The 23,496-nt window shown below is 60.7% G+C and carries 21 protein-coding genes and 1 pseudogene; 12 read left to right on the forward strand and 10 right to left on the reverse strand.

Annotation, left to right across the window (positions count from 1 at the left end; all coding sequences use genetic code 11):
• Positions 1-71: 71 nt before the first annotated feature.
• Both rph and ACIQY3_RS23230 read left to right on the forward strand, forming a co-directional pair.
• Complete coding sequence (rph, locus tag ACIQY3_RS23225; protein ID WP_403024104.1) at positions 72-794, forward strand: ribonuclease PH; 723 nt, start codon at positions 72-74, stop codon at positions 792-794.
• A gap of 30 nt (positions 795-824) precedes the next feature.
• A complete protein-coding gene (locus ACIQY3_RS23230; RefSeq protein ID WP_403024107.1) occupies positions 825-1,193 on the forward strand; it encodes a DUF4870 domain-containing protein in 369 nt (122 codons plus the stop codon).
• A 174-nt stretch (positions 1,194-1,367) separates the two neighbouring features.
• Here the strand turns inward: ACIQY3_RS23230 and ACIQY3_RS23235 are convergent, their stop codons facing one another.
• Positions 1,368-2,147 (reverse strand): exodeoxyribonuclease III, encoded by a 780-nt coding sequence (locus ACIQY3_RS23235; RefSeq protein WP_003176915.1) that lies wholly within the window; start codon positions 2,145-2,147, stop codon positions 1,368-1,370.
• A gap of 82 nt (positions 2,148-2,229) precedes the next feature.
• On the opposite strand from ACIQY3_RS23235, the gene pyrE reads away from it, so the two are divergent.
• Positions 2,230-2,874, forward strand: coding sequence for an orotate phosphoribosyltransferase (gene pyrE, locus ACIQY3_RS23240; protein ID WP_008038033.1), 645 nt, complete (start codon positions 2,230-2,232; stop codon positions 2,872-2,874).
• Between the two features lie 168 nt (positions 2,875-3,042).
• On the opposite strand, the gene argB is transcribed toward pyrE, so the two are convergent.
• From argB to coaBC, 4 genes and pseudogenes are all read right to left on the reverse strand, one after another.
• Positions 3,043-3,948, reverse strand: coding sequence for an acetylglutamate kinase (gene argB, locus ACIQY3_RS23245; RefSeq protein WP_054048454.1), 906 nt, complete (start codon positions 3,946-3,948; stop codon positions 3,043-3,045).
• A 25-nt stretch (positions 3,949-3,973) separates the two neighbouring features.
• A pseudogene (locus ACIQY3_RS23250) lies at positions 3,974-5,350 on the reverse strand (phosphomannomutase/phosphoglucomutase); the annotation flags it as partial.
• Positions 5,351-5,699: 349 nt separating this feature from the next.
• Entirely contained in the window at positions 5,700-6,155 is a 456-nt protein-coding gene (gene dut, locus ACIQY3_RS23255) for a dUTP diphosphatase (protein ID WP_054048458.1), read from the reverse strand.
• Between the two features lie 5 nt (positions 6,156-6,160).
• Complete coding sequence (gene coaBC, locus ACIQY3_RS23260) at positions 6,161-7,369, reverse strand: bifunctional phosphopantothenoylcysteine decarboxylase/phosphopantothenate--cysteine ligase CoaBC (RefSeq protein WP_123403791.1); 1,209 nt, start codon at positions 7,367-7,369, stop codon at positions 6,161-6,163.
• Positions 7,370-7,505: 136 nt separating this feature from the next.
• On the opposite strand from coaBC, the gene radC reads away from it, so the two are divergent.
• Positions 7,506-8,180: a DNA repair protein RadC gene (radC, locus tag ACIQY3_RS23265; RefSeq protein WP_403024116.1), complete on the forward strand. Its 675-nt coding sequence runs from the start codon at positions 7,506-7,508 to the stop codon at positions 8,178-8,180.
• 132 nt (positions 8,181-8,312) lie between these two features.
• On the opposite strand, the gene ACIQY3_RS23270 is transcribed toward radC, so the two are convergent.
• Positions 8,313-9,899, reverse strand: coding sequence for an ABC transporter substrate-binding protein (locus ACIQY3_RS23270; RefSeq protein ID WP_403024119.1), 1,587 nt, complete (start codon positions 9,897-9,899; stop codon positions 8,313-8,315).
• 444 nt (positions 9,900-10,343) lie between these two features.
• Here ACIQY3_RS23270 and rpmB point away from each other — a divergent pair, with 444 nt between their 5' ends.
• Positions 10,344-10,577, forward strand: coding sequence for a 50S ribosomal protein L28 (gene rpmB, locus ACIQY3_RS23275; RefSeq protein WP_007894701.1), 234 nt, complete (start codon positions 10,344-10,346; stop codon positions 10,575-10,577).
• An 11-nt stretch (positions 10,578-10,588) separates the two neighbouring features.
• A complete protein-coding gene (rpmG, locus tag ACIQY3_RS23280) occupies positions 10,589-10,744 on the forward strand; it encodes a 50S ribosomal protein L33 (protein ID WP_007894709.1) in 156 nt (51 codons plus the stop codon).
• A gap of 180 nt (positions 10,745-10,924) precedes the next feature.
• Here rpmG and ACIQY3_RS23285 read toward each other — a convergent pair whose 3' ends face one another.
• Positions 10,925-11,287: a cupin domain-containing protein gene (locus tag ACIQY3_RS23285; RefSeq protein WP_123403799.1), complete on the reverse strand. Its 363-nt coding sequence runs from the start codon at positions 11,285-11,287 to the stop codon at positions 10,925-10,927.
• Between the two features lie 238 nt (positions 11,288-11,525).
• On the opposite strand from ACIQY3_RS23285, the gene ACIQY3_RS23290 reads away from it, so the two are divergent.
• Together ACIQY3_RS23290 and ACIQY3_RS23295 are read left to right on the forward strand one after the other, a co-directional pair.
• Positions 11,526-13,019: an aldehyde dehydrogenase gene (locus tag ACIQY3_RS23290; RefSeq protein ID WP_133835398.1), complete on the forward strand. Its 1,494-nt coding sequence runs from the start codon at positions 11,526-11,528 to the stop codon at positions 13,017-13,019.
• Positions 13,020-13,177: 158 nt separating this feature from the next.
• Positions 13,178-14,323: an MFS transporter gene (locus ACIQY3_RS23295; protein ID WP_163910650.1), complete on the forward strand. Its 1,146-nt coding sequence runs from the start codon at positions 13,178-13,180 to the stop codon at positions 14,321-14,323.
• Between the two features lie 98 nt (positions 14,324-14,421).
• Here ACIQY3_RS23295 and ACIQY3_RS23300 read toward each other — a convergent pair whose 3' ends face one another.
• The gene (locus ACIQY3_RS23300) at positions 14,422-15,990 is read right to left on the reverse strand and encodes a phospholipase D family protein (RefSeq protein ID WP_403024126.1); all 1,569 of its coding nucleotides are present in this window, start codon (positions 15,988-15,990) and stop codon (positions 14,422-14,424) included.
• A 272-nt stretch (positions 15,991-16,262) separates the two neighbouring features.
• Between ACIQY3_RS23300 and ACIQY3_RS23305 the strand changes: the two genes are divergently transcribed.
• The 3 genes from ACIQY3_RS23305 to ACIQY3_RS23315 all read left to right on the forward strand — a co-directional run bounded on the left by ACIQY3_RS23305 (position 16,263) and on the right by ACIQY3_RS23315 (position 20,201).
• The gene (locus ACIQY3_RS23305) at positions 16,263-16,913 is read left to right on the forward strand and encodes a DUF1120 domain-containing protein (protein WP_403024128.1); all 651 of its coding nucleotides are present in this window, start codon (positions 16,263-16,265) and stop codon (positions 16,911-16,913) included.
• A 166-nt stretch (positions 16,914-17,079) separates the two neighbouring features.
• Positions 17,080-17,784, forward strand: a complete 705-nt coding sequence (locus ACIQY3_RS23310) for a fimbria/pilus chaperone family protein (RefSeq protein ID WP_403024131.1) — start codon at positions 17,080-17,082, stop codon at positions 17,782-17,784.
• Positions 17,785-17,792: 8 nt separating this feature from the next.
• Positions 17,793-20,201 carry a fimbria/pilus outer membrane usher protein gene (locus ACIQY3_RS23315; RefSeq protein WP_403024134.1) on the forward strand — a complete coding sequence of 803 codons (2,409 nt, stop codon included), beginning with the start codon at positions 17,793-17,795 and terminating at the stop codon, positions 20,199-20,201.
• Here the strand turns inward: ACIQY3_RS23315 and ACIQY3_RS23320 are convergent.
• A complete protein-coding gene (locus ACIQY3_RS23320; RefSeq protein ID WP_403024137.1) occupies positions 20,198-21,628 on the reverse strand; it encodes a PLP-dependent aminotransferase family protein in 1,431 nt (476 codons plus the stop codon). The two genes, ACIQY3_RS23315 and ACIQY3_RS23320, sit on opposite strands and share 4 nt — an antisense overlap.
• Before the next feature lie 179 nt (positions 21,629-21,807).
• Between ACIQY3_RS23320 and ACIQY3_RS23325 the strand changes: the two genes are divergently transcribed.
• Positions 21,808-22,050 (forward strand): DUF1127 domain-containing protein, encoded by a 243-nt coding sequence (locus ACIQY3_RS23325; protein WP_403024140.1) that lies wholly within the window; start codon positions 21,808-21,810, stop codon positions 22,048-22,050.
• A 108-nt stretch (positions 22,051-22,158) separates the two neighbouring features.
• On the opposite strand, the gene ACIQY3_RS23330 is transcribed toward ACIQY3_RS23325, so the two are convergent.
• Positions 22,159-23,451: an NAD(P)/FAD-dependent oxidoreductase gene (locus ACIQY3_RS23330; protein ID WP_403024143.1), complete on the reverse strand. Its 1,293-nt coding sequence runs from the start codon at positions 23,449-23,451 to the stop codon at positions 22,159-22,161.
• Between the last annotated feature and the right edge of the window lie 45 nt (positions 23,452-23,496).

Here is a 23,496-nt window from a genome sequence, read left to right on the forward strand (position 1 = left end):
AGAAGTGCCCAGTCGTGGCTGGCGGCTCTATAATGCTCCGCAGTTTTCCGTCCCCAGTACAGGTATTCCCTATGAAACGTCCAAGTGGTCGCGTTGCCGATCAGCTCCGCTCGATCCGCATCACCCGCAACTACACCAAGCATGCCGAGGGATCTGTACTGGTCGAGTTCGGTGACACCAAAGTCATCTGCACTGTCAGCGTCGAGAACGGCGTACCGCGTTTCCTTAAAGGTCAGGGCCAAGGCTGGTTGACCGCTGAATACGGCATGCTGCCGCGCGCCACCGGCGAGCGTAACCAGCGTGAAGCGAGCCGCGGCAAGCAAGGCGGTCGCACCCTGGAAATCCAGCGCCTTATCGGTCGTTCCCTGCGTGCTTCGCTGGACATGTCCAAGCTGGGCGACGTCACCCTGTACGTCGATTGCGATGTGATCCAGGCTGACGGCGGCACCCGTACTGCCTCCATCACTGGCGCCATGGTTGCGTTGGTCGATGCCTTGAAAGTGATCAAGAAGCGCGGCGGCCTGAAAGGCGGCGACCCGCTCAAGCAAATGATCGCGGCCGTTTCGGTGGGCATGTACCAGGGCGAGCCTGTGCTTGACCTCGACTACCTGGAAGACTCGGCTGCCGAGACCGACCTGAACGTGGTGATGACCAGCACTGGCGGCTTCATCGAAGTCCAGGGCACTGCCGAAGGCGCGCCGTTCCAGCCTGAAGAACTGAACGCCATGCTCGAACTGGCGAAGAAAGGCATGACCGAAATCTTCGAACTGCAAAAGGCTGCACTGGCTGACTGATCGTTTCGACATCCGGCAAAGGAGAGCGCCATGAGTGATGAACAGCAGTTGCTTCCCACCCCGAACCCCGAGGTTCGTCAGTGGGCGATGTTTTGTCACCTCTCGGCGTTTCTCGGTGTCTGGCTGCCGTTCGGCCACCTCGTCGGTCCGCTGATTCTCTGGCAGTGGAAGCGTGAGACCGATCCGTTCATCGACGCTCAGGGCAAGGAAGCGCTGAACTTCCAGATCACCGTGGCCCTGGTGTCGGGCATCTGCTACTTGCTGATGCTGGTGTTGATCGGTTTTGCGCTGCTGCCGTTGGTGCTGATCGTGGCGATGGTGCTGTCCATCATTGCCGGGCTCAAGGCCAATGACGGGGTGCCTTACCGCTATCCCTTCACTTGGCGATTGGTGAAATAGTCGACGACACAGATTCACTGTGGGAGCGAGCCTGCTCGCGAAAGCGTTCTGTCAGTCACATTGATTTTGAATGTGATGGCCCCTTCGCGAGCAGGCTCGCTCCCACATTGGAAAGTGGTCACGCACAAAAAAGCCGACAGCGATGTCGGCTTTTTTGCATCTGCGAAACGACGCTTAGATGGTCAGCGTCCAGTCGTAGTCCACGATCAGCGGCGCGTGTTGCGAGAACCGTGGCTGACGTGGCAGGCGTGCGCTGCGTACAAAGCGGCGCAGGCCCGGGGTCAGCAACTGGTAGTCGAAACGCCAGCCCAGGTTGAGCATCTCAGCCTGTTCATTGTCTGGCCACCAGCTGTACTGGTCGCCTTCACGGCTGACTTCACGCAGGGCATCGACATAACCCATATTGCCGACAATCTCGTCCATCCAGGCACGTTCAGGTGCCAGGAAGCCCGGGGATTGCTGGCTGTCGCGCCAGTTCTTGATATCCAGCTTCTGTTGCGCCACGTACAGCGAGCCACAATAAATGTACTCGCGACGTTTGCGTCGCTGTTTATCCAGATAACGGGCGAAGTCGTCCATTAGCTTGAACTTCTGGTTCAAGTCTTCATCGCCATTCTGCCCCGAAGGGAGCAGCAAGGTCGCGATGCTGACCTTATCGAAATCGGCTTGCAGGTAACGCCCGTAGCGGTCGGCCGTCTCGAAACCGAGACCGCTGATGACTGCCTTCGGTTGCAGCCGCGAATACAAAGCCACGCCACCTTGGGCGGGAACTTCGGCATCGCAGGCATAAAGGAAGTACCCATCCAGTTGGAAGGCTGGATCGTCCAGTTCAAAGGCGGAGGCGCGGGTGTCCTGCAGGCAGATGACGTCGGCATTCTGTGCTTGCAGCCAACTGAGCAAACCTCGCTCGACTGCAGCCTGAATACCATTGACGTTCACACTGATGATCCGCATAAATGGCCCCAAAAATCGCGTGCGTGTATGATACACGGCGTCAACCTAATTAGATAAATCCGTTGTATTTGGGGTTTTTTTCATGCAAGCGTATCAGCGCGATTTCATTCGTTTTGCCATCGATCGCGGCGTTTTGCGCTTCGGTGAGTTCACCCTGAAGTCCGGGCGCACCAGTCCTTACTTCTTCAATGCGGGCCTTTTCAACAGCGGTTCGGCCCTGGCGCAACTGGGTCGTTTCTACGCGGCAGCCATCGTCGAAAGCGGTATTCCGTTCGATGTTCTGTTTGGCCCTGCGTACAAAGGCATCCCGTTGGCGGCGACCACCGCAGTGGCATTGGCCGAACATCATGACCGTGACCTGCCATGGTGTTTCAACCGCAAGGAAGCCAAGGCCCACGGCGAAGGCGGCAGCCTGGTCGGCGCTCCGTTGACTGGCGATGTGCTGATCATCGACGACGTGATCACCGCCGGCACCGCGATCCGCGAAGTGATGCAGATCATCGCTTCCCAGGACGGCGCCAAGGCCGCCGGCGTGCTGATTGCCCTGAACCGTCAGGAGCGTGGTAACGGCGAGTTGTCGGCGATCCAGGAAGTGGAGCGCGACTTCGGGATTCCGGTGATCAGCATTGTTTCGCTGAATCAGGTGCTGGAATTCCTGGCGGACGATCCGCAGCTCAAGCAGCATCTGCCAGCCGTAGAAGCCTACCGCGCCCAATTCGGCGTCTGACACCGATTTGTGTGGGAGCGGGCTTGCTCGCGAAGAGGCCATCACATTCAACATCATCGTTGACTGATACACCGCTTTCGCGGGCAAGCCCGCTCCCACAAGGGATCGCAGGCAAAAAAAGACCCCGCTCAGCCAGGCTGAGCGGGGTCTTTTTGTAGGCGCTAGCGCTTACGGACGCTTGCGATTGCTGATCAGCGTACCCACACCGGTATCGGTGAAGATCTCCAGCAGAATCGCATTCGGCACCCGACCATCAATGATCAGGGCGCTACCCACGCCGCCCTGTACCGCTTCCAGCGCGCAACGGATCTTCGGCAGCATGCCGCCGTAGATCGTGCCGTCGGCGATCAGGTCGTCGACTTGCTGGGTGGTCAGGCCTGTGAGAACCGTACCTTGCTTGTCCATCAGACCGGCGATATTGGTCAGCAGCATCAGCTTTTCAGCTTTCAGCGCTTCAGCCACTTTACCGGCCACCAAGTCAGCGTTGATGTTGTACGACTCACCGTTGGCGCCCACGCCGATCGGCGCGATCACTGGGATGAAATCGCCTTTGACCAGCAGGTTCAGCAGGTCGGTGTTGATGCCGACCACTTCGCCTACCTGGCCGATGTCGATGATTTCCGGTTGGGTCATCTCTGGAGTCTGGCGCGTCACGGTGAGCTTTTTCGCACGAATCAGCTCGGCATCTTTACCGGTCAGGCCGATGGCGCTGCCGCCATGACGGTTGATCAGGTTGACGATGTCTTTGTTGACCTGGCCGCCGAGGACCATTTCCACCACGTCCATGGTCTGCGCGTCAGTCACGCGCATGCCATCGATGAAGTGGCTCTCGATCGACAGACGCTTGAGCAAGTCGCCGATTTGCGGGCCGCCACCGTGAACCACCACCGGGTTGATGCCCACGGCTTTCATCATCACGATGTCGCGGGCGAAGCCGGTTTTCAGCTCCTCGCTTTCCATCGCGTTGCCGCCGTATTTGATCACCAGCGTCTTGCCGACATAGCGGCGGATGTAAGGCAGCGCTTCGGACAGGACCTTGGCGGTGTTGGCGGCGGCTTCGCGTTCGAGGGTCATTCAGGGCTCCGGGTGAATCGTTAAATCAAAACGGTAGTTGGAGATCAGGTGCAACACGCTTCAACTGGACTTTGAAAACGTCCTTGATGCGCTGCAATTCAGCCTCGTCATCAGCCTCGAAACGCAGGACCAGCACCGGCGTGGTGTTGGACGCGCGCACCAGGCCCCAGCCTTTGGCGTAGTCGACTCGCACGCCGTCAATGGTGGTCAGGTCAGCGCCTTCGCCCCACTTCGCGTCGTGCAATGCATCAATAATGCTGAATTTGCTCTCTTCGGTCACATGGATATTGATTTCCGGCGTAGAAATATCGTTCGGGAAGGTCGCAAACAGCTCTTCCGCGGTGAATTTTTCCTTGCTGAGGATCTCCAGCAGCCGCGCGGCGCTGTAAATGCCGTCGTCGAAACCGAACCAGCGCTCCTTGAAGAAAACGTGCCCGCTCATTTCGCCGGCCAACAGGGCGCCAGTTTGTTTCATTTTCTTTTTGATCAACGAGTGACCGGTCTTCCACATTAGCGGACGACCGCCGTATTCCTTGATCAATGGCGTGAGGCGACGGGTGCATTTGACGTCGAAGATGATCTCGGCGTCCGGATTGCGCTCCAGTACGTCGCGAGCGAACAGCATCAGCAGGCGGTCCGGGAAGACGATGCTGCCGGTGTTGGTCACCACGCCGACGCGGTCGCCGTCGCCATCGAAGGCCAGGCCCAGGTCAGCGTTGGTTTCCTTGACCTTGGCGATCAGGTCGACGAGGTTTTCAGGCTTGCCCGGGTCCGGGTGGTGGTTCGGGAAGTTGCCGTCCACCTCGCAGAACAGCGGGATGACTTCGCAATTCAGCGCTTCGATCAGTTGCGGGGCGATCACGCCGGCCGCGCCGTTACCGCAATCGACGACCACTTTCAGGCGGCGGGCCAGTTTGATGTCCTGGACGATTTCGGTGTTGTAGCGATCGAGGATCTCGACCTTGGTGATGCTGCCCTTGCCGCTGCTCAGGTTGTTGGTCTTGAGGCGTTCGTGCAGGGCCTGGATCTGTTCGTTGGCCAGGGTATCGCCAGCGATGACGATCTTGAAACCGTTGTAGTTCGACGGGTTGTGGCTGCCGGTCAGCATCACACCAGACTTGCCGGCCAGTACGTTGGCGGCGTAGTACAGCGCCGGAGTTGGCACCAGGCCGACGTCGCTGACGTGGCAACCGCTGTCGGCCAGGCCCTGGATCAGGCGTTCGACCAGTTCCGGGCCGGACAGGCGACCGTCGCGGCCTACGGAAACGTTCGGTTCATTCTGGGCCAGACTTTGGGCGCCAATGGCACGGCCGAGCCAGTAAGCGGTTTCACCGTTCAAGAATTCCGGGACGGTGCCGCGAATGTCATAGGCGCGGAAGATGCTGTCGGGGAACTTGGGTGCAACTTGGGCTGGGCTGTTCATCTGTGGGAATGCTCCATTTCGAAAGTGACTGGACCTGCCGTGGAATGACTCGTCGGCAGGCACAAACTGAAGGGTATGACGGCGTTTTCCACAGAGAGTTCGTGGTGTGCAAAGGCCATGACCCCGGTTTCAGCGAGCATTTGGCTGGCCAATCCCTTGATTTTCAGTGGTAAACCTTCCAGATGACGGCTGTGCAATTTCGAGCATATAAAGCACTTGTGGCGAGGGAGCTTGCTCCCGTTTGAGTGCGCAGCACTCACCGAATCTTGGGGCTGCTACGCAGCCCAGCGCGAGCAAGCTCGCTCGCCACAAAGGTGTATTTATCGGATCAATGGCTACCCGAATGACCGAAACCACCGGCACCGCGCTCGGTTTCGACGAACTCTTCGACCATCTCGAAGTGCGCCTGAACCACGGGTACCAAAACCAGCTGAGCCAGACGCTCGCCAACTTCCAGGGTGAAATCCTTATCGCTGCGGTTCCAGCACGAAACCATCAGCGGGCCTTGATAATCGGAGTCGATCAAACCGACCAGATTGCCCAGCACGATGCCGTGTTTATGGCCCAGGCCGGAGCGTGGCAGGATCAGCGCCGCCAGGCCCGGATCGCCGATGTAGACCGACAGGCCGGTCGGGATCAGCAGGGTTTCGCCCGGCTTGATCACGGTGTCTTTTTCCAGCATGGCGCGCAGGTCGAGGCCGGCGGAGCCAGGGGTGGCGTACTGCGGCAGCGGAAAGTCGGTACCGATGCGGGGGTCGAGGATCTTGGCTTGCAAAGCGTGCATGTAAATTAAACCTGGTTCAGACGGTCGGCGATAAAAGTGATCAGCTGGCGAGCAATCTTGCTCTTGCTGGTCTGGGCGAAAAGCGTGGCGTGCAGCTCCCGGTCGATCACGCTGCAAGCGTTTTCTTCACTGTTGAAGCCAATACTCGGGTTGGCGACGTCGTTGGCGACGATCAAATCGAGGTTCTTGTCTTTCAACTTGCGGGCAGCGTAATCGAGCAAGTGTTCGGTTTCGGCAGCGAAACCGACACTGAACGGACGGTCGGGGCGGGTGGCGATGGTGGCCAGGATGTCTGGGTTACGCACCATCTGTAGCAACAAGCCGTCGCCGTTCGTAGGATCTTTCTTGAGTTTTTGTGGGGCGACGACTTCCGGACGGTAGTCCGCGACCGCTGCCGAGGCGATAAACAGGTCGCACGGGATCGCGGCTTCACAGGCAGCGAGCATGTCCCGGGCGCTGACCACGTCGATGCGGGTGACGCGATCCGGGGTCGGCAAGTGCACGGGGCCGGTGATCAGGGTGACGCGGGCGCCGGCTTCTACCGCAGCTTCCGCCAGGGCAAAGCCCATTTTTCCGGAGCTGTGGTTGGTGATGTAGCGCACCGGGTCGATGTTTTCCTGGGTCGGGCCGGCGGTGATCAGCACGTGTTTGCCAGTCAGCGCCTGACGCTGGAAGCAGTCCGCCGCGCACTGGGCGAGGTCGGTGGCTTCGAGCATGCGGCCCATGCCGACGTCGCCACAGGCCTGGCTGCCAGAGGCTGGGCCGAAGGACTTGATGCCGCGGCTTTCGAGGATTTGCAGGTTGGCCTGGGTCGCCGGGTCGCGCCACATGGCCTGGTTCATCGCCGGGGCGACGGCGACCACGGCGTCGGTGGCCAGCACCAGCGTGGTCAGCAGGTCATTGGCGATACCCTGGGCCAGACGGGCGATCAGGTCCGCGGTGGCGGGGGCGATCAGCACCAGGTCGGCCCATTTGGCCAGCTCGATGTGGCCCATGGCGGCTTCGGCCGCGGGGTCCAGCAGGTCGAGATGAACCGGGTGGCCGGACAAGGCCTGCATGGTCAGCGGGGTGATGAACTCGCTGCCGCCACGGGTCATGACCACGCGCACTTCGGCGCCCTGGTCGATCAGGCGGCGAACCAGGTCGGCGCTCTTGTAGGCAGCAATGCCGCCGCCGACGCCCAGAACGATGCGTTTCCGATACAGCCGCTGCATAGGTCTGCCTTTCATTTCGTTGATGACTGCAGAGCGAAACCCCCTCCCCAGGAGTGAAATCGCCCGCAAAAAAGATGGGCTACGATATCACAGCGACCGCTACGGAACAGCGGCGCCCACAGACCAGGGAGGTGCTATGAGTATTCGTGATTGGCCGGCGGCGGAGCGGCCGCGGGAGAAGCTTCTTGAACAAGGTTCGGCGAGTCTTTCTGATGCTGAACTGCTGGCAATCTTTCTACGGACCGGCGTGTCCGGCAAAAGCGCGGTAGATCTGGCGCGACACCTGTTGAACCAATTCGGCAGTCTGCGCACGTTGCTGGAGGCTGATCTACGGGCGTTCAGCAGCCAGTTGGGCTTGGGCCCGGCAAAATTCGCTCAGTTGCAGGCGGTGCTGGAGATGGCCCGTCGGCATCTGGCCGAGCGATTACGCCGGGATTCGGTGCTGGAGAGCCCTCTGGCTGTGCGCGACTACCTCAAGGCAATGCTGCGCCATGAGCCCCACGAGGTGTTCGGCTGTCTGTTTCTGGATTCCAAGCACCGGGTATTGGCGTTTGAAGTGCTATTTCGCGGTTCCATCGACAACACCAGCGTGTATCCACGTCAGGTGGTCAAGCGCGCCCTGGCGCACAACGCCGCTGCGCTGATCCTGTGCCACAACCACCCGTCGGGCAACACCGACCCCAGCCAGGCCGACCGAATGCTGACCAAGCGACTTCAAGAGGCGCTGGAGCTGGTGGACGTGCGCGTGCTCGACCATTTCATCGTCGGGGATGGTGAGCCGTTGTCGATGGCGGAGTCCGGCTGGATGTAACAAAAGTCGAGAACCCCAAAAACCCCTGTGGGAGCGGGCTTGCTCGCGAATGCGGCGTGTCAGGCAACATTGATGTCGACTGACACGGCCTCTTCGCGAGCAAGCCCGCTCCCACAGGTTTGTGTAGGGCGGTTACTTGAGGCTGACTTTGGAGTAATCCTGCCGGCCAAACGGGCTCACCGAGTAACCCTCGACATCCTTGCGCGTCAACGCGAACGCAGTCGGGTGCGCCAGCGGCAGCCACAATGCCTGCTGCTGAATCTGCGCCTGAGCCTGTTCATACAGCTTGGTGCGCACGCCTTGCTCGCTGGTGGTCTTGCCGGCGCTGATCAGTTTGTCCAGGTCCTGGTTGCAGTAACGGGCGAAGTTGGTGCCGGACTTGACCGCAGCGCAGGAAAACTGCGGCGTGAGGAAGTTATCCGGATCGCCGTTGTCGCCAGCCCAGCCCATGAACAGCAGGTCATGCTCGCCGGCCTTGGCGCGGCGGATCAACTCGCCCCATTCGATCACGCGGATTTCGGCCTGGATGCCGATTTCCGCCAGATCAGATTGCAGCAGTTGGGCGCCGAGGCTCGGGTTCGGGTTCAACAAACTGCCGGAAGGGCGGGTCCAAATAGTGGTCTGAAAGCCATCCTTGAGCCCGGCCTTGGCCATCAATGCCTTGGCCTTCGTCACGTCGTGGGGATAACCCGGCAGGCCTTTGGCATAGCTCCAGGTGTTCGGCGGGTAAGGGCCGTTGGCGGCTTCGGCGGTGTCTTCGAACACGGCTTTGAGGTAGTTGGCCTTGTCGAACGCGAGGTTGATCGCCTGACGGACTTCCGGCTTGTCCAGCGGAGGATGCTGACTGTTGATGCCGACGAAAGCGGTCATGAAGGCGTCAGTCTTTTCCACTTTCAGGGTCGATTCCTGCTTGGCGGCCACCACATCCAGCGGCTTGGGCGACAGGGCGATCTGGCACTCGTTGCGGCGCAACTTCTGCAAGCGCACGTTGGCGTCCGGGGTAATGGCGTAGATCAACGGGTCCACTGACGGCTTGCCGCCGAAGTAGTCCGGGTTGGCCTTGTAGCGAATCGACGCGTCTTTCTGGAACCGCGTAAAAACGAACGGGCCGCTGCCGATCGGCTGGCTATTGAGCTTTTCCGGGGTGCCGGCCTTCAGCAATTTGTCGGCGTATTCAGCCGAATAAATCGACGCGAAACCCATGCTCAGGGTGGCAAGGAAGGTCGAGTCCGGGTGATCGAGGGTGAAGCGCACGGTCAGCGGGTCGAGGGCGTCGATCTTCTTGATCAGCGCCGGCAGTTGCATCGACTGGGCGTGGGGGAAGCCGCTCTGGGCGACTTTGTGCCACGGGTGGGCCGGGTCGAGCATGCGGTCGAAGCTGAACTTGACGTCTTCGGCGCTCAGGTCGCGGGTCGGGCTGAAGTACTCGGTTTTGTGGAACTTCACTTGCGGATGCAATTTAAAGACGTAGGTCAGGCCATCGGGCGTGACTTCCCAGCTGTCCGCAAGGCTGGCGACCACTTTGCCGCTGGCGGTATCGAAGTCCACCAGGCGATTCATCAGCACATCGGCCGAGGCGTTGGTGGTGGTCAGCGAGTTGTACTGCACCACGTCGAACCCTTCAGGGCTGGCCTCGGTGCAGACGGTCAGGGCGGCGGCATGGGCCAGTGGGCTCAGCAGCAGTGGGGCAAGCAGCAGCGGTAGGGCAGCGAGGCGCATGGTCGGATTCCTTTACAGATCGAAGGCCCATCTGCAAGTGCAGTCTGGAAAAGGCTTACCCTAGTGGGCTCTTTTGCAAATGACTATCCCCTTTTTCATTTTGGGGCGACTATAGGCGCCTTATTTGGGGATGCGACGATTTGGAAAGCTCAGGATTGGCGTGTTGGCCGAAGCTCTGCGACGAGCGGTCGCCATCGACGACAGCCTTTGTCCAAGGCGCTCGTAGCCCGGAAAATGGGCTTTTTGTGAATTCATCGCACACTGAATGTTGTTGCTCTCGGGTCTTTCTGGTATAAAGCAGCGCTCTTTTCTAGGGGCCCGGTTCCTTCACTGTAGGTGTAGCCGGTAAGACCTCTAAAGAAACGCGGCGCCTGGCGCCAAATGACTGAGAGATTAAGCGGCCAACCCATGCCGGGTTGGGCATGTGGTTTAGAGGGCTGAGGCATGTCGAGAGTCTGTCAAGTTACCGGTAAGGGTCCGGTGACTGGGAATAACATTTCCCACGCAAACAACAAAACCCGTCGTCGTTTCCTGCCGAACCTGCAGCATCACCGCTTCTGGGTTGAAGAAGAGAAACGTTTCGTGCGTCTGCGCGTATCTGCCAAAGGCATGCGTATCATCGACAAGCGCGGCATCACTGTCGTGCTGGCCGAAATCCGCAAAGCTGGCAAGATCTAAGGGAGATAATCATGCGTGAATTGATTCGTTTGATCTCGAGCGCCGGTACTGGTCACTTCTACACTACCGACAAGAACAAGCGTACTACTCCGGACAAAATCGAGATCAAGAAATTTGATCCGGTTGTTCGCAAGCACGTGATCTACAAGGAAGGCAAAATCAAGTAATTGATTTTTCCGACTTATGAAAAAGGCCCGTATCGCGAGATACGGGCCTTTTTTATTGCCTGCGGGTTTTGCGTTGCCTGTTCGGGCCCCTTCGCGAGCAAGCCCGCTCCCACATTGGATCGCGGTCTAATGTGGGAGCGGGCTTGCTCGCGAAAGCGTCGGCCCAGACAACAAAAATCCTCAAGCCTTCTGTTCAAACACCACATAGATTTTGCGGCACGCTTCCAGCACTTCCCAAGTCCCTCGGAACCCTGCCGGAATGACAAAGCGATCGCCCACCCGCAACGTCTTGCTGTTGCCATCGTTGTCGCGCAGCACCGACACGCCCTGAACAATCTCGCAGTATTCATGTTCGGTGTAGTTCACCAGCCACTGGCCGATTTCACCTTCCCACACGCCGGCGCTCATCTGGCCGCACGGGCTGTTGTAGTGGTTGTACACCGCTTGCTCGGGGTCGCCCTTGAGGACTTTGGCCGGGTCTGGCCGATAGCGATCGGGCTGGGTGGTGGCCTGGCTGAAGTCGACGACGTCCTGGATGTTCATTTTGTTGTAATCCCCCGTGATTGCGGCGCGATGGCTGAAAAGACCCAAAGTCTATGTTTATTAAAATGAACACCGCAAGGCCGTTTACCGACCTTGTGTCAAATATATTGAAACAACCCCGGCCACTGGTTTAGGGTGGCAGGTGCCTTGGGCCGAAAGCAGGCTGGCCGGGCAGAATTCCTGAAAGCACCCGCGAAAAACGCGGGGCACTCGTATTCAACAAGAGGAGGACACTCGTATGACCACCCTGACTCGTGCCGACTGGGAACAGCGGGCTCGCGATCTGAAGATCGAAGGCCGCGCCTACATCAATGGCGAATACACCGATGCTGTCTCCAGCGAGACCTTCGAGTGCATCAGCCCGGTCGATGGCCGTCTGCTGGGCAAGATTGCCAGCTGTGACGCCGCCGACGCCCAGCGCGCTGTGGAAAACGCCCGCGCCACCTTCAATTCCGGCGTGTGGTCGCGCCTGGCGCCGACCAAACGCAAAGCCACCATGATTCGTTTCGCCGGCCTACTGAAACAGCACGCCGAAGAGCTGGCCCTGCTTGAAACCCTGGACATGGGCAAGCCGATCAGCGACTCCCTGTACATCGACGTTCCCGGCGCGGCGCAAGCCCTGAGCTGGAGCGGCGAAGCCATCGACAAGATCTACGACGAAGTCGCCGCCACCCCGCACGATCAACTGGGCCTGGTCACTCGCGAGCCGGTTGGCGTTGTTGGCGCCATCGTGCCGTGGAACTTCCCGTTGATGATGGCCTGCTGGAAACTCGGCCCGGCGCTGTCCACCGGTAACTCGGTGATCCTCAAGCCGTCCGAAAAATCGCCGCTGACCGCCATCCGCATCGCCGCGCTGGCCGTTGAAGCCGGCATTCCGAAAGGCGTGCTGAACGTCTTGCCAGGCTACGGCCACACCGTCGGCAAGGCCCTGGCCCTGCACAACGATGTGGACACCCTGGTGTTCACCGGTTCGACCAAGATCGCCAAGCAACTGCTGATCTACTCCGGCGAATCGAACATGAAGCGCGTCTGGCTCGAAGCCGGCGGCAAGAGCCCGAACATCGTGTTCGCCGATGCCCCGGACCTGCAAGCTGCCGCCGAATCCGCCGCCGGCGCCATCGCCTTCAACCAGGGCGAAGTCTGCACCGCTGGTTCGCGTCTGCTGGTCGAGCGTTCGATCAAGGACACCTTCCTGCCGCTGGTGATTGAAGCGCTGAAAACCTGGAAGCCAGGCAATCCGCTGGATCCAGCAACCAACGTCGGTGCGCTGGTGGACACCCAGCAGATGAACACCGTGCTGTCCTACATCGAATCCGGCCACACTGACGGCGCCAAACTGGTGGCCGGCGGCAAGCGCATTCTTCAGGAAACCGGTGGCACCTACGTTGAGCCGACGATTTTCGACGGCGTGAACAACGCGATGAAAATCGCCCAGGAAGAAATCTTTGGCCCGGTGTTGTCGGTCATCGCTTTCGACACCGCCGAAGAAGCCATCGCGATTGCCAACGATACGCCGTATGGCCTGGCCGCTGCGGTATGGACCAAGGACATTTCCAAGGCACACCTGACCGCCAAGGCACTGCGTGCCGGTAGCGTTTGGGTCAACCAGTACGACGGCGGCGACATGACTGCGCCGTTTGGTGGTTTCAAACAATCGGGCAACGGTCGCGACAAGTCGCTGCACGCGTTCGACAAGTACACCGAGCTGAAGGCGACCTGGATCAAGTTGTAAGCACCACACAACGCAGATCCCCTGTGGGAGCGGGCTTGCTCGCGAAGGCGCCGTAACAGTCAACGAAGATGTTAAATGTGATGGCCCCTTCGCGAGCAAGCCCGCTCCCACATTTGTTTTGTGCCGTCTGAAAAATCATATCCACAGGAGCGTGGAACATGCGTTGGGCGACTTATTTCGCCGTGTTGGCGTCTGTCTTGAGTGTCGGGCTGGCCCTGGGTGTCAGCATGCCGCTGGTGTCGTTTCGCCTGGAAAGCTGGGGCTACGGTTCGTTTGCGATTGGCGTGATGGCGGCGATGCCGGCCATTGGCGTGTTGCTGGGAGCGAAGATTTCCAGTCACTTGGCGGCGCGCTTCGGCACGGCCAATCTGATGCGTCTGTGCCTGTGGGGCGGCGCGGTGTCCATTGGTTTGCTGGCGCTGTTGCCGAGTTATCCGATCTGGCTGGTGTTGCGGCTGATGATCGGGGTCATCCTGACTTTGGTCTTCATTCTCGGCGAAAGCTGGATCAATCAACTGGTGGTCGAGCAGTGGCGTGGGCGCCTGGTGGCGTTGTATGGCAGCAGCTATGCCTTGAGCCAACTCGGCGGGCCGTTGCTGCTGGGGGCATTGGGCACCGAGCATGATTACGGCTTCTGGGTCGGCGTCGGCTTGCTGCTGACGGCACCGTTGCTGTTGCTGGGCCGCAGTGGCGCACCAAGCAGTGAAGCCAGCAGCGTGACCTTCGGTGATTTATGGACCTTCTGCCGGGGTCTGCCGGCGATTGCCTGGGCGGTGTCACTGTTCGCCGCGTTCGAAGCGATGATCCTGACCCTGTTGCCGGTGTATTGCCTGCGCCAAGGGTTCACTGCAGAAATCGCCTTGGCGATGGTCAGCACCGTGGTGGTCGGCGATGCATTGTTGCAACTGCCGATCGGAGCCTTGGCAGATCGGCTGTCACGGCGCAGTTTGTTTACCGGGTGTGCCGTGGTCCTGCTGGTTTCGAGCCTGGCGATTCCGCTGCTGATCGATACGTTGCTGATCTGGCCGTTGTGGGTGCTGTTCGGGGCGAGTGCCGGTGGCTTGTTCACCTTGTCGCTGATCCTGATCGGCGAGCGTTATCGCGACGATGCACTGGTGCGGGCCAATGCGCATATCGCGCAGTTGTGGGGGATTGGATGTCTGGTCGGACCGTTGGCGGCCGGGGCGGGGAGTCAGTGGATTAGCGGGCATGCATTGCCGTTGTTGATGGCCGCGGGGGCGTTGGGGTTGGTGATTCTGCTGATGCGCCAAGGCGCGTTTGGTGCGGTGGCCGAGCCGGCATAAAAACCTGTGGGAGCGGGCTTGCTCGCGAAGAGGGAGTGTCAGTCTCTATCTATGCGGCCTGACACACCCCTTTCGCGAGCAAGCCCGCTCCCACAGGGTTACAACATTCGCTCCAATCCTACGGTGGTGCTCATCCACGCATTAAACCGTCGCCACCAACTCCCCGGTTCCTTGGTCAGCGTGTGCAGTTTGCCGTTGTCCTCGGTCACCCAGACAATCTGCCCGTTCTCCAGTTTCGCCTCATAGCTGAGCGGTGGCGCCATGCCTTGCAGGGCCAGTTCGCGCACATGCGCGGCCAGTTCCGGGCTGTCGACCAGCACGCCGACTTCGGTGTTCCACAAAACCGAACGCGGGTCGAAGTTGAATGAGCCGATGAACGACTTTTGCTGATCGAAGATCATCGCCTTGCTGTGCAGGCTTGAATCCGAGCCCTGATAGGCCGAGCGCCGGAACAGGTGCGGACCACTGCCGCTCCCCGCACCGGGCTGACGCCGCAGTTCGAACAACTTCACGCCATGTTCCAGCAAGGCCTTGCGATACGGTGCATAACCGCCGTGCACCGCCGGCACGTCGGTGGCTTCCAGCGCGTTGGTCAGCAGACTGACCGAGACACCCGCATCGGCGCGCCCGGTCAGGTACACCAGCCCCGGTTGGCCGGGCACAAAGTAGGCCGAAATCATGATCAGCTCTTTGCTGACCCCGTTCAGTTCCGGCGCCAACTGCGTGGTCAGCAACAATTGCGGGTCGGGTTCGCCCTTGGATAGCACCTTGCTCGGCGCGTCCCACAGCGCCTGGTTCCAGGCCCAGATCAGCTCCCGGCGCCAGATATCCAGGCGCGGGTGCTTGTCGTAGACCATCAGCTGTTGGTACAGCGCGTGGTTCTGCTTGCGGGTTTCTTCCAGGGATTCTTCCAGGCGCGTGCGGGTGTTTTGCAGATCCTTGGCGGTCGGTTTGCTGGAGAGGAATTCGTCGATCGGCTTGCTCAGGGCGCTGTTCCAGTATTGGTCGAAACTGTGCCCGAGCTGCTCGGCCACCGGCCCGACGCTGAGCATGTCGATGTCGGTGAAATTCAGATTCGGCTCGGCATCGAAATACTCATCGCCCAGGTTGCGTCCACCGACGATGGCCGCGCTGTTGTCCGCCAGCCACAGCTTGTTGTGCATGCGCCGGTGTTGCAGCGACAGGTCGAACAAGCGGCCCATGGTCCGCGTCACGCCGGTGCTGCGGCCCAGGTGCAGCGGGTTGAACAGGCGAATCTGAATCTGCGGATGGGCCGCCAGGGTAGCGATGATTTGGTCCAGGCCATCGCTGGTGGTGTCATCAAGCAGGATACGCACCCGCACGCCGCGATCGGCTGCCTTGAGCAATTCCTCCACCAGCATTCGCGTACTGATGCCGTCGTGGACGATGTAGTACTGCAAGTCGAGGCTGGTTTGCGCGTTGCGGATCAGCTCGGCCCGGGCCATGAAGGCTTCGGTGCTGTTGGAGAGCAGGCGAAAGCCCGATTGCCCCTTATGGGGCGCAGCTTGGGCCTGGATCGAGCGACCGAACGCCGAACTCGCCGCCGGCAATGCCTGGCTGGGCTCACGGGGGACGTCGAGGCTCACACAGCCATTGAGCAGCAAGGCGAGCAACAGAGCGAAGGGCAGGGCCGGGTTGACTCTCAAATCGGATCGTCTCAGGTGATTGCAAAGGCCGAAGTATGGCACGTCATCGCGTTTGCAGGACGCGAAGCCTGTGGTTGTCGGACGGTTCTACGTGAACCCTTAGAAACTACAAAGCCTGTGGATAAAACCACTTTTATTTGCCTTCTTTTCCTACATAAAAGTCCTACAAAACCCGGAATGATGGCGGGGCATTGGATGCGTTGGCAGGCTGTGGCTTTTTCCTGGCGCGGCCCGGGCGTCCATGTTTCCAGCTATTTCACAGGTAAGTGATTATGAAGAAGTTGTATTGGGTAAGCGTTTTCGCTGCTGCATTGGCGCCGATGGCGGCGCAGGCTGCCAGCGTTGATCTGACAGTCTCCGGCACGGTCATTCCGACCTCGTGCATTCCGGCTTTTGCCGGCGGAAGCAATGTCGATCTGGGTCGAATCTTTTCCGCCACCTTGAACCCTGCCGCGCAAAACAACCTGCCGCCACGGGACATCACCCTGAAGATCGCTTGCGATGCGCCGGCAGCGGTGGAAATCGCCGTTACCGACAACCGTGCTGCCACCAAAGTACCGGGCCTGACCTTCAATGGTCGCACCAATAACGATCTCTACTACGGCCTGGGCAGCACGCAAGGTATCGGCATCGGTGGCTTTGGTCTGTTGACCGGTCAACCATTGACCGATGGCAACCCGCAAATGTTCCTCGTGCGTTCGCCGGCCGACCCGACATGGCGCCCGCCAGTCAGCGGCCTGGTTTCCAACGCACCGGTTTCCTACTCCTGGGGCCCGAGCGCGGCGGCAGGTCCGGCCGCAGCCCGTCTGCACACCTTCCCGATGAAAGTGGCCGCGGCCATTCGCGCCACCTCCGAGCTGCCACCGACCACCGACGAGTTCCTGCTCGATGGTTCGGTCACGTTTGACGTGTATTACCTCTGAGCCGACGCAGCCCCTGCGTCACTGTGCTCTGAACCTGCCGGATTGACGGGGTTTGCCTGGCGCAAACCTGGGCGGCGGCTCGCCTGAAAAACAGGCGTCATTGCATCACCGGGTATCGGCCGGCACTGGATTCAACAGCGTCGGTCGATGCCTTCTGGAGCCTTTCATGTATCCCTTTAAATTCTTCAAGGTGCGCGGCGCCGTTGCCGCTGTGTGCCTGTCTTTTGCGAATCCGGGTGCGCATGCCGCCGGAATGATCCCGGAAACGCCCGTGGTGGTGGTCGACCAGGGGTTGGGCGAGGCGACCCTGAACGTCAAAAACTCCGATGACCAACCGGCGCTGCTGTACAGCTCCATCGAACATATCGCCGAGGACGATGAGCCTCTGTTGCTGTTGAACCCGCCAGTGGCGCGGGTCGAGCCGGGCCAGAGCCAGCAAGTGCGCTTCATCCTGCACAGCGCCAAACCCCTGGAAACCGAACGGCTCAAGCGTGTGGTGCTGGAAGGTATCAAGCCTCAACAGAATTCGAGTGGTGCACACGTCAGCCTGGGGATCCGGCAGAACATCCCGGTCATCCTGCGTCCAGCCAATCTCCCGGTCGAACGCATGCCCTGGAAGCACTTGGTCTGGACCGGCGCCGGCGACCAAGTGCGGGTCAGCAATCCCAGCCCCTATGTGGTGCGGCTGGCCAGGTCGGTGAACCTGATTCCCGGCGGCGCAACCCTGGACCTGGGGCGCACTTATATCCTGCCGGGGGAGGTGCTGAGCTTCAGTGCTCCGTCGATTCTGGCCACCCATGTACGGCTGTTTCCCGCGACAACCTATGGGTTTGCCGTCGGCAACTACGATGCGCCGCTGAGTCTGCAATAGTGAGTCAGGTGAGCGGTTGGCGCCTGGCCGGTGGCTTTGCCCTGTTCATGCTGGCGATGGAAAACGCTTGGGGCGAGGCACTCACCGAGTTCGATCAGTCTGTGCTCAAGGCGCGGGGCATTGATCTGAAAGTCGCCGAGCATTTTGCTCGTGCGCCACGCTTTACGGCAGGGCGCAATCGTGTGGCGTTGCAGGTCAATGGCGCACCTTCGGGGCAGGTGGTGGCGACGTTCGATGACGCGGGGCAGTTGTGTTTCGATGCGAATCTGCTGGATCAGGCCGGGATTGCTGCGCCATCGGATGTGCCTGCGAGCGCTGACAGCACGCAGTGCTTGCGGAGTCTTGAGGGTCTGGCGGGGGTGCAGGTTCGGCTCGACCCGGGCCAGCAACAAGTACAGCTGTTGGTGCCAACCGACCTGCTACTGCCATCGGCGCCACACTCGCGAACCTGGTCCACGGGTGGAATGGCCGGGTTGTTCAACTACGACGCGCTGATGCTCACCAGTTCTGCCGCGGGGCAATCCAGCCAGTTCCGCAGCCTGGGCACCGAGTTGGGGTTCAATGCGGGTGACTGGGTGGTGCGCAGCCGACAAAACTACACCTCGTTTCAGGGCGTGGAGCGTTTCGAAACGCTGTACACCCAGCCGTCGCGGACCTGGGAGCGTTTTCAGGCCAACGTGCAACTGGGCCAGCTCAACATGCGTTCGTCGCTGTTTGCCGGGGAAGCGTTCACCGGCCTGCAGATTCTCCCGGAAACGGCCCTCGCATTCCGTAATGAAGGCCTTGGGGGCGGGACGGCGGTGCAAGGGGTGGCCTATTCGCCGGCGCGGGTCGAGGTGCGCCAGAGTGGCGTGGTGATCTACACCACCCTCGTGCCCAGCGGGCCGTTCACCCTGCGTGACTTGCCGTTGCTCAGCAATCGGCTGGACCTTGAGGTCAGCGTCTTCGAGGAGAACGGCGAACAGCGCGACTTCCGCGTACCGGCGGCCAACGTACGCCCCATCAGTGTCGGGGCGTTGCCCGGTTATGGCATCGCGGCAGGCAAGGTCCGACGGTTTGACGGGGACGAGCGCGAGGCGCCGTCATTCTTTGCCGTGAGCAAGGACTGGCAGTGGGGGCCTGCGACTCAGTTGAGTGGTGGATTGATGGGCGCGGGTCAATATCAGTCCGTGGGCTGGGGCTTGCAGCAGGCACTGACGCGTAGCTCGGTGGTGAGCTTCCAGCAGCTGAGTTCGCGCACGCCACAAAGCGGTCACGGGCGGGAGCTGCAAGCCACGTTCAGCACGGCATTGGGCCCGGGATTGTCCGCCAGCCTCACGGCGAGCCAGCGCAGTCATGGGTTCCGCCACTTGGCCGACACCGGATCGGAGGAGATTGCCGATGGATTCGGCAGTCATTCTGAACGTCAGTGGGGGGCATCGTTGCGCCATTCCAACCCGCAATGGGGAGCGTTTTCCGGATCGGTCACGCGCTATGCCGTGGCGGGCGGGCAGGACCGTTCGCGCATCAGCACCTCATGGTCGCGGGCGTTCAGTGGGGCAAATCTGTCATTGAGTTTGCAGCGCGACAGCGGTGACAACGCCCGTGGCACGGGCCTGTATGCCAACCTCAGTCTGCCCCTTGGGCGCAACCGCAGCCTCAGTACCTACGGGCGCCATGATGAGCGAAGCGGCCTGCGCACCGGTGCCCGCTACACCGAACAGCTCAGCGATACCTTGGGCTACAGCCTCGGTGCCGACCGTTCCGACAGTGGCCAGACCGATTTCAACGGGCGCCTGAATGCCTTGCCCCGTTACACCAGCGTTGATCTGGGTTATTCACGCAGCGGCGTCGGCGCCAGCAGTTACGACCTCACCCTGCGCGGCGGCGTGGCCATCCATGAAGGAGGGCTGACGCCATCGCCTTATCCGCTGCGTGACACCTTCGGTCTGCTCAAGGTCGGCGAGGCGGCCGGGGTCAAGGTCAGCACGCCCCAGGGTCCGGTCTGGACCGATGGCGGTGGGCGGGCGGTGGCGGCGAGCCTGCCGGCCTACCAGACCAGCCGGATTGAAATCGATACCGTCAGCCTGCCGCGCCACCTGGACGTGCTCAACGGCTATCAAGAAGTCGAAGCCGGACGCGGCGCAGTGCCTCGACTGGATTTCAGCGTGGGTTCGGTGCGCCGGTTGATGCTGCATGTGCGCACGGCCGAGGGCGACTGGGTGCCCAAGGGTGCATCGGTGCATGGTCATCAGGGCGAGTACCTGACCAGTGTGGTGGACGCCGGACTGGTGTACCTGGCCGACGCACCTGGCGATGTCCGGTTGCAAGTGATGCTGCCGGATAGCCGGCCTTGTCATCTTGAACTCGACGCCGCCGAGCTTCCCGAGTCGTCGATGCCTTACGCCACTGCCGAGGTGGTTTGTCGCGCGGGTTAGTGATCGCTTGGCGTTTCCGCCAACAGTTTGATCGCCGCCGCACCCACCTTGCGCACCGCCTCTTCAATCTGCGCCGTCGGTTTGGCGGAGTAATTCATGCGCAGGCAATTGCGGTATTTGCCCGAGGCCGAAAAGATGCTGCCCACGGCAATCTGTACGCCTTGGTCGTGCAGCGCACGATTCAGTTTCAGGGTATCGAAGCCTTCCGGCAGTTCGACCCACAGCATGAAACTACCCTGAGGACGACTGGCCCGGGTGCCAGTGGGGAAGTAGCGTGTGACCCAATCAATCATCATGTCGCGATTGCGCTGGTATTGGGTACGCATCCGCCGCAAATGCGGTTCGAAGTGGCCACCCTTGAGGAAATCGGCGATGGCGATTTGCGCTTGTGGCGCGGTGGAGCCGGTGCTGATGTATTTCATGTGCAGCACCCGTTCCAGATAGCGGCCCGGCGCTACCCAACCGATGCGCAGCCCCGGCGCCAGGGTCTTGGAAAAGGAACTGCACAGCAGGACACGGCCGTCTTCGTCGAAGGATTTGATCGTGCGCGGACGCGGGTAGGTGTAAGCCAGTTCGCCATACACATCGTCCTCGATGATCGCCACGTCGAAGCGCTGCGCCAGGTTCAACAACGCCCGTTTGCGCGCCTCCGGCATGATGTAGCCCAAGGGGTTGTTGCAGTTGGGGGTCAACTGTATGGCCTTGATCGGCCATTGTTCCAGGGCCAGTTCCAGCGCATCGAGGCTGATGCCGGTGATCGGGTCGGTGGGGATTTCCAGGGCTTTCATGCCCAGGCCCTTGAGGGTTTGCATGGCGCCGTGAAAGCTCGGTGAATCTACCGCGACGATGTCACCGGGTTCGCAGATGGAGCGGATGCTGGTGGACAGCGCTTCGTGGCAACCGGTGGTCACCACCAGGTCGGCGGCGCTCAACTGGCAGCCGGAATCGAGCATCAGCCGGGCAATCTGTTCGCGCAGTTCGAGGTTGCCGTGGATGTTGTCGTAATACAGGCCGGGCATGTCCTGGCGCCGGCTGATCTGCGCAAGCCCGCGCAGCAGCGGTTTCATGGTCGGTGTGGTGACGTCCGGCATACCGCGGCCTAGTTGCACCACGTCTTTGCGCGGCACGGCGCGAATCAATTCCAACACCTGATCCCACTGGGATATGTCCACCGGACGTTGCGCCGGACGGCCGACGGCGGGCAGCTCCGGCAGCTCGCGGCTGACCGGCACAAAGTACCCGGATTTGGGTTTCGGTGTCGCCAGTCCGCTGTCTTCCAGCACCCGATAAGCCTGCTGAACGGTGCTCAGGCTGACCCCGTGTTCAACGCTCAACGCTCGCACCGACGGCAGTCGGTCGCCGGGACGATAGAAGCCCTGTTCGATACGCGTGCCGAGCAATTCGGCGAGATTGACGTAGAGGGTCATGACACTGCCTCGGTGCAGGTGATTCGGTTAACCAGTACAGATGGGGCAAAAATACAGGATTCAGAGCTTTTGATGGTCAATCTGTATGGAAATAATACAGTTGCTTTGAATCTGTAATGCTTTTCGCCGTCCGCGCATCATGAAACCTCTGGCTACCCAAGTAAACAGGAGCGATCAACATGAACGGCTTGAGCGATGTGCGGCTGACGTTACACAGTCAGGAACTGGCAGCAGGGCAGAACCACGGCACCCGTGAGGTGATGCGTAATGCGCCGTCCTGCCTGAGTCGCTGGGATCTGTTCTGGCATCGTCTGCACACGCGCAAGGCGTTGCTGAACCTGACCCCGGAGCAGTTGCGAGATGTGGGGTTGAGTCGGGAGGAGGCGCTGGAGGAGGGGCTTAAGCCTTTTTGGAGGATTTGAAGTCTGTGGTGTTCTTGCAATTCGCGAGCAGGCTCGCTCCCACAAGGGCGCCGCTGTACCTGTGGGAGCGAGCCTGCTCGCGAAGGCGTCAGTAGGCGAGGCGCGCTATCAAACCAACTCTTTAAGCCGATGCCACAGCATCCCCAACGCCAACAACGGCGAACGCAAATGCCGGCCACCGGGGAAGGTGATGTGCGGCACCTGCGCAAACAGATCAAACCCGCCACTGTGCTGCCCACTGATCGCCTCGGCCAACAACTTGCCCGCCAGGTGCGTGGCATTCACCCCGTGACCGGAATACGCCTGGGCGTAATACACATTCGGCTGGTCCTTGAGCCGGCCGATCTGCGGCAAGCGGTTGGCGCCGATGCCGATCATGCCGCCCCACTGATAATCGATCTTCACCTCGGCCAGTTGCGGGAACACCTCCAGCATCTTCGGCCGCATGTACGCGCCGATGTCCTTCGGGTCCCGACCGGAATAATGGCAGGCGCCGCCGAACAGCAAGCGGCGATCCGCCGAGAGCCGGTAGTAATCCAGGGCCACGCGTTGGTCGCACACCGCCATGTTTTGCGGCAACAGGGCGTGCGCCTGTTCTTCGCTCAACGGCTCGGTGGCGATGATGTAGCTGCCGGCAGGCAGCACTTTGCCGCTGAGTTCGGGGTTGAGATTATTCAGGTAAGCGTTGCAACCGAGCACCAGGGTCTTGGCGCGAACCGTGCCCTGGGCGGTATGGACCTTCACTTCGCTACCGTAATCGATGCGGGTGACCGCCGACTGTTCGAACAGCTTCACACCCAATTGCAGCGCGGCCGCGGCTTCGCCGAGGGCCAGGTTCAGCGGATGCAAATGCCCGGAACCCATGTCGATCAAGCCGCCGACGTAACGATCCGAACCCACCACGCTGTGCATCTCGTTGGCTTGCAGCAGACGGGTTTCATAGCGGTAACCGAGGCTGCGCAGTTCTTCGGCGTCTTCGGCGAAGCCTTCGAGATCGCGAGGTTTGTTGGCGAGGTCGCAATAGCCCCAGGTCAAATCGCAAGGGATCTGAAAACGCGCGACACGCTGTCGGACGATTTCCACCGCTTCCAGGCCCATGAGTTTCATCTGACGCACGCCGTCGGCGCCGATGACATTGGCGAACTGATCAAGGCCATGGCCGACGCCGCGAAGCAATTGCCCGCCATTGCGCCCGCTGGCGCCCCAACCGATCTTGTGCGCTTCCAGCAGCGCCACGCTGAGGCCGCGTTCCGCCAGTTCCAACGCCGTGTTCAACCCGGAGAACCCGCCGCCGACTACGCATACGTCCGCAATCAACTCGCCCTGGAGCACCGGGTGATCGGGCTGCGGCAAGCTGCTGGCGGCGTAGTAAGAGTCGGTGTGCCGGGCAGGGGCATTCATGCGTGGGTTCCTGATTCTGGTGTTTGAAAAAGTTGACGGAGCATA

It is taken from the genome of Pseudomonas sp. NPDC096950 (genome assembly GCF_044762525.1).
Taxonomy (GTDB): Bacteria; Pseudomonadota; Gammaproteobacteria; order Pseudomonadales; family Pseudomonadaceae; genus Aquipseudomonas.